Here is a 13,076-nt window from a genome sequence, read left to right as displayed (position 1 = left end):
TCATTGAAATCGAAGGTATTGAAAGCCAGGGTACGCAATGCAAGACAAGGAGATAAGTGTGAGGCGACTGCCCGGGATACTGCTAACCAGCTTCGCGACGATTGTTGTTATCGTCGCGTTGGCGATCAGTGGATTACGCCTGGCACTGCCTCAGCTTAATCGTTTCCAGCAGCCAATTGTCGATAAAATTTCGTCCATGACCGGTGTGCCCGTGAGCCTTTCTCAGGTCGAGGGCAGTTGGAAAACCTTTGGCCCGACGCTGGAGGTCAAAAATCTGGCAATTACCCTGCCGGACTCTTCGTGGAAGGTTGAACGCATCACGCTGGCGCTGGACGTATGGCAGTCGCTGCTGCATCTGCGCTGGCAGTTCCGCGATCTGACTTTCTACAATCTACAGCTTGATTTGAATTCAACCTTAGGCGGTGGCGACAATCACGGTAGCTCTATTGGTGCGAATCGTATCAGCGATATTTTCCTCAAGCAGGTCGACCATTTTGACTTGCGCAATAGCCGCATCACCTTCCTTACCCCTTCGGGCCCGCGCGCCGAGTTTGATATTCAGCAAATGACCTGGCTGAACTCGACTAACCGGCACCGCGCCGAAGGGCAGCTGGGATTATCGAGCTTCAACGGCCAGCACGGCGTGGTTCAACTGCGCATGGACTTGAACGACAACGACGGCCTGCTTAATGAAGGTAAAATCTACCTGCAGGCTGACGACATTGACATGAAGCCGTGGTTTAGCCGCTGGCTGCGCAGCAATACCGGCCTTGAAAGTGCTAATTTCAGCCTGGCGGCCTGGCTTACCGTGCGCGATGGGCAGGTTTTTGCCGGCGATATTCAGGTCAAGAAAGGCGAGGCGGTTTGGCATACTGACGAGCAATCGCACCGGCTTGATGTCGATAATCTTAGCCTGTACGGCAATCGTCAGGGCAACGGTTGGCAGGTTGGCACACCTCAGCTAAATTTGAAAACTGACGGTCAGGTGTGGCCAAAAGGGGCACTCAGCGCGCTTTATCTGCCTGAAAACGGCATTACCACTAATACCCAATTCCTGGGTCCTAACCAGCTTGAAGAGCTGCGCCTGCGCGGCACGAATATTCAGCTGGAAAGAATTGGGCCGCTTATTCCCACCATCTCATTCCTGACGCCTGCGCTACTTGAGCGCTGGAAAGACCTCAAGCCGACCGGCATGATTGACCAACTGGCGCTGGATATCCCACTTAAGCAGCCGGACCAGACCCGCTTTAACATGAAGTGGCACGACGTGGGCTGGCAGCGCTGGGAGCTGCTGCCGGGCGTGAATCATTTCAGCGGCAGTCTGCAAGGCAGCGTGCCTCGCGGACAGCTCAGCGTCCACTTGCAAGACAGCCTGCTGCCCTACGGTGAAATGTTCCGTGCCCCGTTCGAAATCAGCCAGGCCAGCGGCGTCTTCGACTGGACCAACAATGACACAGGCTGGTCGCTGTGGTCTAAAAACGTCAACGTTAAAGCCAAGGGCCTGTGGGCCACCGGCGGCTTTAGCTATGTTCAACCTGCTGCAAAAAACGGTCAGCCGTGGCTGAAAATCTTGTCCGGTATTCGGGTATATGACGGGGGACAGGCCTGGCGCTACTTCCCTGAAACGCTGATGGGCAAACATTTGGTTGATTACCTCAGTTCGGCAATTCAGGCCGGTCAGGTTGATAACGCCACATTGAGCTTTAATGGTAACCCGCACGACTTCCCTTTCAAGCACAATGAAGGGCAGTTTGAGGTTTGGGTTCCGCTGCGCCATTCTACCTTCCAGTTCCAGCCTGAATGGCCTGCGTTGACCAATCTCGATATCGATCTCGATTTTCTCAATGACGGCCTGTTTATGAAAGCAGCCCATACTCAGCTTGGCAACGCCTCAGGTAACAATGTCGTGGCCAATATTCCCGATTACCTGAAAGAAAAACTGTTTATTGATGCTGACATTGTTGGGCAGGGCAGCGACATTGGCAGCTATTTCATGCAGACACCGCTGGATGATTCTCTGGGTGCGGCATTGCAGCAACTGCAAATTGGCGGGAGTGTTAGTGGGCGCTTACATCTTGATATCCCATTGAATGGACAGCTGGTTCGCGCCACCGGGGGCGTGAATTTAAAAAATAACAGCCTGTTCATCAAGCCGCTTGAAAGCAAGATTCAGAACCTTAACGGCCAGTTTAGCTTTGATAACGGCAATCTTGAAAGCAATGCGTTGACCGCCAACTGGTTTGGTCAGCCGGTTAATATTAACTTTAAAACGTTCGAACAGCCTGATAACTATGAGATTAGTGTCGGATTGAACGGTAACTGGCAGCCTGCAAAACTGCCTGGCCTACCCAAAGAGATTGCGGCAAGAATTGGCGGCAGCGCCAATTGGAAAAGTGCAGTAGATATTCTGCTACCGCATAAAGGTACGCCGACCTACAAGGCAGTCACCGAGGCGGATCTGAAGAATGTAAGCAGTCACTTACCTAATCCGTTGAATAAAACCGCAGGCCGCTCGCTGCCGTTGGTGGTCAACGTGCAGGGCGATTTACGAAGCTTTAACCTCAATGGCGTGTTGGCAGGGAAAGACCGTTTCAACAGCCGCTGGCTGCTGGGTAAACAGCTCACTCTTGACCGCGCGTCGTGGGAAGCCAATGCATCTAAAATGCCCGCACTCCCCGACAGCAGCAGCCTCACGCTGCATCTGCCTGCGCTGGATGGTGAAAGCTGGCTGGGCCTGCTTTCACCGGACAAGGCGACGCAGACTGAAAATAGCAAAATGGTTGGCTTCGGGTTCCCGCATCAAATTACCGTTACCACGCCGCGTCTTACCTTAGCGGGACAGGGGTGGAACGATTTAATGCTGACCTCGACTCAAAACGACGACGGCATGCATATTAAAGCCAAGGGCAAAGAGATTGACGGCTCGTTGGACATGAACAACCGCGGTCCGTGGCTGGCGAATCTGCGCTATCTTTACTTTAATCCGCAGTGGTCGACGGCGGGCGCAACCGCAAGCGGCGACACGGGCAGCCAAAATCCGTTCGGCAGCCACGTTTCATTTGCTAACTGGCCTGCCCTGAATGTGCGCTGTGACGCCTGCTGGTTCATGGGGCAAAGCCTGCGCAAGGTTAACGCCGACCTGGCGCCGCAGGGCAATACGTTGACCCTGCGCAATGGCCTGATTGATACCGGAGAAGGTCGCCTTGATGTGCAGGGCGACTGGAAGCAGGATGCACAAAACAATGACAGCACCGCCCTGAAAGGCACGCTCAGTGGCAAAAACATTGACCGCGCAACGTCGTTCCTTGGGGTAACTACGCCGCTGAAAGAAGCCCCTTTCAAAGTCGATTTCGATTTACACTGGAAAGATGCACCCTGGAAGCCAGACGTGAAAACCTTGAATGGCACCCTGAAAACCGACTTCGGCAAGGGTGAAATCATGGATATGGGCGGCGGTCGTGCGGGACAACTGCTGCGTCTGGTGAGCTTCGACGCACTATTGCGCAAGCTTCAACTCGATTTCAGAGATACGTTTGGGCAGGGCTTCTACTTTGATTCAATTAAGTCGACGGCCTGGATTAAAGACGGCGTAGTCCATACCAACGATTTGCTGGTGGATGGCCTGGCGGCGGACATCGCCATTAACGGTAACGTTGATCTGGTGACTCAGCGGTTGAATCTTGAGGCCGTCGTCGCCCCAGAAATTTCAGCCACCGTAGGTGTTGCTACCGCCTTCGTTATCAACCCGATCGTGGGCGCGGCGGTGTTTGCCGCCAGTAAGGCATTGGCGCCTCTGTGGAATAAAATCTCTCTGATCCGTTATCAGATTGATGGCACCATCGAACAACCCAAGATCCACGAGATTTTGCGGCAGTCCAAAGCCGCTAAAGATGCTCAGGCCGCTGCGGCTAAATAAGCGCGGCTCCGCTTCACGGTGTTGGCCGGGTCCACACTGTGGTAGGCTGTACATTGACTTTACATGACCAAAGAGAGTGAAGAAATTATGAGTCTGGCCCTAGTCAGTGAGCGGTTACTAACCGCTAATAACCTGAGTCAACAAGACCTGTTTTCGGTATTAGGCCAGTTGGCTGAGCGCCGTCTCGATTATGCCGATCTCTTTTTCCAGTCCAGTTTTCACGAAGCCTGGGTCATTGAAGACAGCATTATTAAAGACGGCTCGTACAATATCGACCAAGGCGTTGGCGTTCGCGCAGTAAGCGGTGAAAAAACCGGTTTTGCCTACGCCGACCAAATTACCCTTAATGCCTTGAATCAAAGCGCATTGGCCGCCCGCAGCATCGTGCGCGATCAGGGCAATGGCAAGGTCCATACTTTGGGCGCAATCCATCATGCTGCGCTCTATACGCTGGCTGACCCACTGCAAAGTATGCCGCGTGAAGAGAAAATTGCCCTGCTGCATCGCGTAGACAAAGTCGCTCGCTCTGCCGACAGCCGCGTGCAGGAAGTGTCTGCCAGCATCAGCGGCGTTTATGAAAGCGTGCTGGTTGCGGCAACCGACGGTACTCTGGCGGCCGATATTCGCCCGCTGGTGCGCCTGTCTGTGAGCGTACTGGTTGAGCAGGACGGTCGTCGTGAGCGCGGCGCAAGCGGTGGCGGCGGTCGTTTTGGCTATGAATACTTCCTTGAAACCGCCGACGGTGAGGTTATTGCCGATAACTATGCCCGTGAAGCGGTGCGTATGGCGTTGGTTAATCTGACAGCGGTTGCCGCACCGGCTGGCACCATGCCGGTTGTTCTGGGTGCAGGTTGGCCAGGTGTACTGTTGCATGAGGCCGTGGGTCACGGACTTGAAGGTGATTTTAACCGCCGTGGCACCTCGGTCTTTAGCGGTCAGATGGGCAAGCTGGTGGCCTCCGAGCTGTGCACTGTGGTTGACGATGGCACGATGCAGGGCCGTCGTGGTTCTATTTCGGTCGATGATGAAGGCGTGCCAGGACAGTACAACGTACTGATAGAAAACGGTATATTGAAGGGGTACATGCAGGATAAGCTCAACGCGCGCCTGATGGGCGTCGCGCCAACGGGTAACGGTCGCCGTGAGTCTTATGCACACCTGCCGATGCCGCGCATGACCAACACCTACATGCTCGGTGGCAAGTCTACGCCGGAAGATATTATCAGCAGCGTGGAATACGGCCTGTATGCGCCCAATTTTGGCGGCGGTCAGGTCGATATCACCTCGGGTAAATTTGTGTTCTCAACCTCTGAAGCCTATCTCATTGAGAAAGGCCGCATCACCAAGGCGGTGAAGGGCGCAACGCTAATAGGCTCCGGGATTGAAGCCATGCAGCAGATTTCAATGGTCGGTAACGATCTGGCACTCGACAAGGGCGTAGGGGTCTGTGGTAAAGAAGGCCAAAGCGTGCCGGTTGGCGTAGGTCAGCCAACGTTGAAGCTGGACAACCTGACTGTCGGCGGCACCGCTTAAAATAACCGGTGTCCTTAAAGCCACCGTTGCGTTGGCTGCGTTCGTTCACCCCAGTGACTTACTTGTGTAAGCTGCTGGGGATTTGCTCTCTTGCCGACGGGCGCTATTTCGCACCCGGTTCTCTTTTGCGATGCTGCCGATAAACCTTGCTCACTTCTTTGAAATAATCCGTCAGATAATTAATGCACACCTGCACCTTCAGCGGCAGTTTGTCTTTTTCAGTGTGCAATGCATACACCGGGCGCGGTTCTGATTGATAGTTGCCAAACAGAATCTCGACTTCCCCCCTGTTTATCTCATCAATAATCCACATCAGCGGGATATAGGCGATACCGACGCCGGATTTCAGCCAGCGGATCATGGTTTGTGAATCATTAGTGACAAAACGCCCCTGAGGATGAATGCGTATCGCCTGACCTTCAGGGGAAATAAGGTCGAAATCACTGTCTGGCCGCACGCTATATTCCAGCCATGAGAAGTTAACCATGTCTGCCGGTGCTTCGGGCTTACCGTGCTGAATTAGATAGCTTTTTGCCGCACAAACTACCATCGGCATCGACCCTAGATGCTTGGAGAACAGGCTCGAATCCTGCAGCTTGCCGACGCGGATCACAATATCCAGGCCATCTGAGATCAGATCCGGTGCAGGAATTCCGGTAACCAGATTCACTGTGAGCCCCGGGTACTCACTCAGCATCTCGGCCGTCATGGCAGCAAGAACATTTTGTGCCATTGTTGAGGAGCTGCCGATGCGTAATGTACCGGTTGGCGTGTTATTAAAAGCGTATAATTGCTCGTGCACTTCGCGCACGTTATGCAGCATTTTGTGGCAGCCCTGGTAGTAAATCTTACCGGCTTCCGTCAGGCCAAGGCTGCGGGTGCTTCTATTTAATAGCTTGATTTGTAATTCATTTTCAAGCTTGCTGATGCTTTGGCTGATGGCGGAAACGCTCATATGAAGGCGCAGGGCAGCCGCAGTATACGAGCCGCTTTCAACCACCTGAGCAAAAATCGACATGCGTTTTAATCGGTCCATTGTTAAGCCCAGCTTAAAAGTGATTGTGATCACAGAATGTTGATAACTTGATAATAAGCAGGCTAATATACTTGTCCAGATAAAAGCCTCAAGTTCGGATGCAGTGAAACCCATTATCTTACCTTCGCCGACTTTTCTGGCAATCCAACGCTAGTCTTCTGCACATGCTTTAAAGAGTCATCTCTTGAAGTGTGCCGGTATTGTTGAAAATTCTGAATCAGAAACGCGCGGTAATGTTAAAATTAATAAATAATATGAGGACTGCTGTGCGTTTTTACCTTTGTGGTATGAGTCTAAGGAAATATCCATGAGTTTGCTTCCGGTAATGGTGATTTTCGGATTGTCGTTTCCCCCGGTTTTCTTCGAAATACTGTTGGCGTTGCTGGTATTTTTTATACTGCGCCGGATTTTGACGCCTACGGGGATCTATGATTTTGTCTGGCATCCGGCATTATTTAATACGGCTTTGTATTGCTGTCTCTTCTATCTAATATCCTGCGCTTTCGTCTGAGGCTGTCGTGAAAAACTTATCAATAAAAATAATACGTTACGCAATAACGTTTATCATTGTGGTCCTGGCCGCCATCGCGATTTTCCGTGCCTGGGTCTTTTATACTGAATCTCCCTGGACGCGTGACGCAAAATTCACCGCCGACGTTGTGGCGATTGCTCCCGACGTCGCCGGGCTGGTGACAGACGTGCCGGTGCGCGATAACCAGTTGGTGGCTAAGGGTGATGTGCTTTTCAAGATTGACCAACCTCGCTATCAGGTGGCATTAGATCAGGCCAATGCCGACGTTGCCTATTATCAGGCGCTGGCAGACGAGAAAAAACGTGAGGCTAATCGCCGCGTCAAACTCGGCACGCAGGCGATGTCTATCGAGGCCATTGAGCAGGCGACCAGTGATTTGCAAACCACTCTTCACCAGTTGGCAAAAGCCAAGGCAACGGCAGATGCAGCAGCGCTTGACCTGCAGCGTACCGTCGTTGTGGCCCCGGCCGATGGCTGGATAACCAACCTTACCGTTCACCCTGGTGACTTTATTACCCGCGGTGAAACCACCGTGGCGCTGGTGAAAGAGCACACCTTCTACGTGCTGGCCTACATGGAAGAAACAAAACTGGCACGCGTGCGTATCGGCGATCGCGTCGAGATAACGCCGCTGGGCAGTAATCGCATCCTGCATGGCACGGTAGACAGCGTAGCCGCCGCGGTCACGAACAGCAGCAGCACCGCCGCCAGCAACGGCCTGGCGACTATCGACAGCAACCTTGAGTGGGTGCGCCTTGCGCAGCGCGTACCGGTTAAAATCACCCTCGACGACATGGATGAAAAACATCCGTATCCGGCAGGCACTACCGCTACCGTTGTGGTCGCCGGTGAGCATGACCGCGTAGAGCACGGCTCTTGGTTTACTAAATTCCTGCACCGTCTGCGCGAGTTTGGTTAAGAGAAAATAAAATGAATAGCCAGACACTCCTACGCATGCGATTCGCCTGCAAGTTGACCTTTGCCATTTTGGGTGCGCTGGTTTTCGGGTTTTATCTTCAGCTAGAAACACCACGCTGGTCGGCGATGACCGCGGCCATCGTGGCCGCCGGTCCCGCTCTGGTGGCGGGGGGGGAACCTTTTGCCGGGGCTATCCGCCATCGCGGTATTTTGCGCGTTATCGGCACATTTATCGGCTGTATTGCCGCTATTGCCATCATTATGACCTTTGCTCGTGCACCCGCTCTGATGCTGTTGGTGTGCTGCCTTTGGGCCGGCTTCTGTACCTGGTGGTCGACCGTAGTACGGGTAGAAAACTCCTACGCTTTTGGCCTGGCGGGCTACACGGCGCTTATCATTGTGGTGCTGTCATCTTCTAATGTGGTTGAAGCCCCGCAGTTTGCCGTCGAACGATGCAGTGAAATCGTGGTGGGTATTTGCGCCGCTATTTTTGCCGACCTGATTTTCTCACCGCGTTCTATTAAGAAAGACATCGATCGTGCCGTGGACCAGCTGATGCTCGACCAGTTCATGTTGATCAAGCTGAGTGTCAATCAGGCTGAAAAAGAAGAAATGGATAAAGCCTGGAACACGCTGGTTAAAAGCAGTACCGCTATCAATGCCATGCGCGGCAGTCTGATGATGGAGTCTTCCCGCTGGCAGCGCGTTAACCGCCGGCTTAAGGCTCTGCACAGCATCTCATTGGGCATGATCACACAGGCGTGCGAAACGTACATTATTATGCAGACCACGCCGGAGCTGGTGCCGGAAGGGATAAAACAGCTAGTCAACGAGCCGGTTGAAAATTTGCAGGACGTGCGTAAAAAAATGAAGCAGCTGCGCCAGATTGCCACCACGATCCCAACTGATAGCATCGCTTTGCCGCTCTATTCGTGGATAGGCTCCGGCAGCCGTGCATTGTTAATGATTAAAGGCATTCACACCAACAGCAGCATTAGCAGCACTGAAAACAATGTGCTGAGCGGTGAAGTGGTGGTGAAACCCGCCTCGGCCGAAATGCATCACGCCATGATTAACGGCCTGCGTACCTTCGTCTCAAGCGCCATTGGCTGTTTGCTATGGCTGTGGACCGGCTGGACCTCAGGGTCAGGGTGTATCGTCATTATCGCGGTGATTACCTCACTGGCGATGCGCACGCCGAATCCTCGCATGATGGCTATCGACTTTATGGTTGGCATGCTGGCAGCTATCCCGATAGGTTCTTTGTTTTACATGGTTATTCTGCCGTGGACGCAGCAAAGTTTATTCTTGCTCTGCCTGTCGCTCGGCATCTTTATCTTTGTTATCGGGATCGAGGTTCAAAAACGTCGTTTAGGCGTATTGGGCCTACTGGTGGGCTGTATCAACATTCTGGTGCTCAGTAACCCAATGACCTTTGACGTGACCAGTTTCCTCGATAACGCGACCGGCCAGGCCATTGGCTGTGTGATTGCGTTGGTCGTGCTTTCGCTTATTCGCGACAAATCACGTGATAAAACCGGACGTACGCTGCTTAACCGTTTTGTCAGTAGTGCGGTATCGGCGCTTACCACCAAGGCCTATCGTCGTCGTGAAAATCATCTGCCGGCGCTTTATCATCAGTTGAATCAGCTGCTGGTGCTGTTTCCGAATGACATCGGTAAATATCGTCTGGCGCTGCAGCTTATCATTGCCCATCAACGGCTGAAGCTGGCAGAAGTGCCGGTCAACGAAGAGCTTTCGGCGTTCCATAAGCAGATCCGCCACACGGCCGATCGGGTAGTCTCCTCCCAACGTGAAGGCAAGCGTGAGTACTACTATCAGCGTCTGTTGAAAGAGATGGGAGAGTATCAGCAAAAACTGGTGGAATACGATGCGCCACCGAAGGTCACTGAACCTGTCAGGCGCTTGTGCAACCTGTTGCACAATTACCAGCGGGCTTTCCTGCAGTAAGCGAACGCTAGCAACAAGAAAACAAAAGGCTGACGCCATGAATGCGTCAGCCTTTTTTATTGCCTATGTGTAGAAATGGTGCATGAAACCTTGGGGTTAAGCAGTCTGAAAAGCACAGTAGACGGATGTGCTACCTCAGCGGGCGGGTGATTAATGACTATACTTAAGCATCAATTATTCCTTATTTTTCGCCGAAAACCCTGGTGAATCCCGCTCAACCGAAAGGATCGTTATGTCGACTCAACAAAAGAAACTTTCAGAACATCAGCTGTTTAAAACTGGCTATTTCGTTGCCGGTTCCTGGAAGAAAACCACTGAAACTTTTGACGTTGAAAATCCTGCTACCGGGGACGTTGTTGCTAAAGTTTCACGGGCCGGAAAGGCCGAAACAGAAGCCGCAATCAAGGCTGCTAGCGAAGCCTTTCCCGCATGGCGTAAAACCACCGGCAAGGCTCGCGCCGAAATTTTACATCGCTGGTATGAGTTAATGATTGAAAACAAGCAGTTCCTTGGCGAACTGATGGTGGCTGAGCAGGGTAAGCCGTTGAAGGAAGCGCTGGGTGAGGTGGAATATGCCGCCAGCTTCCTGCAGTGGTTTGGCGAAGAAGCCAAGCGCGCCAACGGGGAAATTATCCCTCCGGTAAAATCGGGGTCACGCATTCTTGCCACCCGCGAACCCGTTGGTGTAGTGGCCGCCATTACGCCATGGAATTTTCCTCTGGCGATGCTAACCCGCAAGCTGGGGCCTGCGCTGGCTGCGGGCTGCACCGGACTCATCAAACCTGCTAATAACACGCCGTTGTCGGCCTTTGCATTGCTCGAGCTGGCGAAGCAGGCGGGCGTGCCGGATGGCGTGATCAACGGCGTGGCGGGCGATACTTCGGCTATCAGCGACGCAATTATGGCCAGCAGTGCAGTGAGAAAAATCTCGTTTACCGGTTCAACAGAAGTCGGCAAAACGCTGGTACGCAACAGTGCCGATACCATGAAAAAAGTCTCGATGGAGCTGGGGGGGAATGCACCCTACATCGTGTTTGATGATGCCGACATCGATGCCGCGATTGACGGTGTGCTGGCCTGTAAATTCCGTAACGCCGGGCAGGTTTGCGTGTCGATTAACCGCATTTACGTGCAGGACGGCATCTATGACACCTTTGTTAAACGTTTGGCCGATGAAGTGAGTCAACTCAAAGTGGGTAACGGCATGGAGGAGGGCGTCATCGTTGGTCCGTTAATAAATATTAAAGGACTTGAAAAGGTTGAAGAACATGTTAAAGATGCCTTAGAACACGGCGGCAAGCTGTTGACCGGCGGGGCGCGGCATAAGTTGGGCGGCAATTTCTTCCAGCCGACGGTCATAGCGCAGGCAAACGACCAGATGAAAGTGGCGTCCGAAGAGACGTTTGGCCCACTGGCTGCCTGTTTCCGTTTTCAAACCGAAGAAGAAGCCGTTAAGCGCGCCAATGATTCAGAATTTGGCCTGGCGGCTTATTTTTATACCCAAAATCTGCAGCGCGTTTTCCGCGTGGCGGATGCGATTGAAAGCGGCATGATTGGCATTAACGAGTGCGCGCTTTCGACCGAAGTGGCGCCGTTTGGTGGCGTGAAAGAGTCCGGGCTTGGCCGAGAAGGTTCAGTACTGGGGTTGGAAGAATATCTGCAGGTTAAAACGCTGCATCTTGGCAATCTGTAGGCTGGGATCTGTCTATTCTAAAAGTAGGTGACAATGAGAGCAGTAAAGAGATGGCGCGGGATTAATCTGCTAATGGCGGCACTGTTGTTGATGCTTAGCGGCAGTTCGGTGGCGAAGATGAGTTTTTTCCACCCTGCTCAGGGAAATATTGAGTCATTAACGGCGGAAAATAATGTCGTTAGCTACCTGCGACAAAATCACCGCCTGCCTGATTTTTATGTCACCAAAAGACAGGCGCGAGATGCCGGTTGGGATGCTCGCGCCGGGAATCTTTGCCAGGTGCTGCCGGGTAAGGCGATTGGCGGAGACCGTTTTTCCAACCGAGAGCAGAGTTTGCCGTCAGCGCCGGGTCGCGTGTGGCGTGAGGCCGATATTAACTACCACTGCGGACGACGCGGTGCCGATCGCGTGCTGTTCGCCAATGATGGCCTTATCTATGTCAGCCGTAATCACTATAAGAATGTAGTTCGGGTGGAGTAAAAAAATGAAAAAAGTGGTTTTCGATTTTAATCATATCCCGGACCTGGCGGCCTTTTATGCCGATTTTGCCCATCAATTTACGCTCAACGAACAATTTGGCGCGAATCTGGATGCGCTGTGGGATGAAGTGACAGGCGGCATCGCGCTGCCGGTAGAAATTGATTTTATCAACCTGAATGTCGGGCGCAAAAGACGCTTTGGCGCGTTGGTACTGCTGTTCGAAGAGGCGGAAGAAGAGTTGGAGGGTGCGCTGCGATTTAACGTGTTCGATAAAGCTAAGCCTAAGCCTGATTTCTAACCTAGTAACCCATAAATAGTAAAGGCCCGCGATAACGGGCCTTTACACGTAGCTACAGCGTCAAAACAAGGGTTATTGTTTAGCTTCAGCCAGTTCACGGAGGTACTGGAAGATTTGGCGATAAGCCTTTGGCGGCTTGTTGGCAGCCTTCTCTTTCTGCGCGTTACGCACCAGCGCACGCAGCTGCTGACGGTCGGCCTGCGGATAAAGATCCAATACTGCCGGCACCGCGTCATCACCTTCTTCAACCAGACGGTCGCGAAGAACCTCAAGCTTGTGGAACAGCGAAACCTGTTGGTTATGGCGATTCTTCAGTTTGTCGAGCGCGGTTTGAATAGGTTCAATGTCGCGTGAACGTAGCATTTTACCAATAAGCTGCATCTGGCGACGGCGGCCTTCTTTCTTGATCTTCTGCGCGAGATTGATCGCAGCACGCAAGTCTTCATCGAGCGGGATCTTGTCGAGGGAGTTATTTCCCAGATCAACCATCTCGGCACCGAGATCTTTCAGTGCTTCTGCATCACGTTTGATTTCACTCTTGCTGACCCAGATGATCTCTTCATCTTCTTCGTTGTTCTCTTCAGGAACATCGTCGAGCCAGTCTTCTATTTTCTTAGTCATTATGGATCCTTAAAATTCTTGGGCGCATTATCGCACGGTTGGCACCAAAAGACCCAGACGGAATGCGAAATTGTGCTA

At 52.6% G+C, this 13,076-nt stretch carries 10 protein-coding genes; 8 read left to right on the top strand and 2 right to left on the bottom strand.

All coding sequences use genetic code 11. The annotated features are described in order from the left end of the window. Positions 1-58: 58 nt before the first annotated feature. Both yhdP and tldD read left to right on the top strand, forming a co-directional pair. A complete protein-coding gene (gene yhdP, locus GA565_RS22880) occupies positions 59-3,916 on the top strand; it encodes an AsmA2 domain-containing protein YhdP (RefSeq protein WP_152201059.1) in 3,858 nt (1,285 codons plus the stop codon). A gap of 87 nt (positions 3,917-4,003) precedes the next feature. Then, a complete protein-coding gene (gene tldD / locus GA565_RS22875; RefSeq protein WP_152201057.1) occupies positions 4,004-5,449 on the top strand; it encodes a metalloprotease TldD in 1,446 nt (481 codons plus the stop codon). 103 nt (positions 5,450-5,552) lie between these two features. On the opposite strand, the gene aaeR is transcribed toward tldD, so the two are convergent. Further along, positions 5,553-6,485 carry an HTH-type transcriptional activator AaeR gene (aaeR, locus tag GA565_RS22870; protein WP_152201055.1) on the bottom strand — a complete coding sequence of 311 codons (933 nt, stop codon included), beginning with the start codon at positions 6,483-6,485 and terminating at the stop codon, positions 5,553-5,555. A gap of 307 nt (positions 6,486-6,792) precedes the next feature. Between aaeR and aaeX the strand changes: the two genes are divergently transcribed. From aaeX to GA565_RS22840, 6 genes are all read left to right on the top strand, one after another. Next, positions 6,793-6,996 (top strand): p-hydroxybenzoic acid efflux pump operon protein AaeX, encoded by a 204-nt coding sequence (aaeX, locus tag GA565_RS22865; RefSeq protein WP_055774314.1) that lies wholly within the window; start codon positions 6,793-6,795, stop codon positions 6,994-6,996. A 7-nt stretch (positions 6,997-7,003) separates the two neighbouring features. Continuing rightward, the gene (gene aaeA, locus GA565_RS22860; RefSeq protein ID WP_152201053.1) at positions 7,004-7,936 is read left to right on the top strand and encodes a p-hydroxybenzoic acid efflux pump subunit AaeA; all 933 of its coding nucleotides are present in this window, start codon (positions 7,004-7,006) and stop codon (positions 7,934-7,936) included. A gap of 11 nt (positions 7,937-7,947) precedes the next feature. After that, positions 7,948-9,906: a p-hydroxybenzoic acid efflux pump subunit AaeB gene (aaeB, locus tag GA565_RS22855; protein ID WP_152201051.1), complete on the top strand. Its 1,959-nt coding sequence runs from the start codon at positions 7,948-7,950 to the stop codon at positions 9,904-9,906. A gap of 232 nt (positions 9,907-10,138) precedes the next feature. Beyond that, entirely contained in the window at positions 10,139-11,599 is a 1,461-nt protein-coding gene (locus GA565_RS22850; RefSeq protein ID WP_152201050.1) for an NAD-dependent succinate-semialdehyde dehydrogenase, read from the top strand. 90 nt (positions 11,600-11,689) lie between these two features. Beyond that, positions 11,690-12,079 (top strand): ribonuclease domain-containing protein, encoded by a 390-nt coding sequence (locus GA565_RS22845; RefSeq protein WP_226951056.1) that lies wholly within the window; start codon positions 11,690-11,692, stop codon positions 12,077-12,079. Positions 12,080-12,083: 4 nt separating this feature from the next. Continuing rightward, entirely contained in the window at positions 12,084-12,377 is a 294-nt protein-coding gene (locus GA565_RS22840; RefSeq protein ID WP_152201047.1) for a barstar family protein, read from the top strand. A 72-nt stretch (positions 12,378-12,449) separates the two neighbouring features. On the opposite strand, the gene yjgA is transcribed toward GA565_RS22840, so the two are convergent. After that, positions 12,450-12,998 (bottom strand): ribosome biogenesis factor YjgA, encoded by a 549-nt coding sequence (gene yjgA, locus GA565_RS22835; protein ID WP_152201046.1) that lies wholly within the window; start codon positions 12,996-12,998, stop codon positions 12,450-12,452. Between the last annotated feature and the right edge of the window lie 78 nt (positions 12,999-13,076).

Origin of the sequence: Rouxiella sp. S1S-2, from assembly GCF_009208105.1 — a bacterium.
In the GTDB taxonomy this organism is placed as follows: Bacteria; Pseudomonadota; Gammaproteobacteria; order Enterobacterales; family Enterobacteriaceae; genus Rouxiella.
Note: the sequence above shows the minus strand (reverse complement) of the source record. Positions and strands in the feature narration are given on the sequence as shown.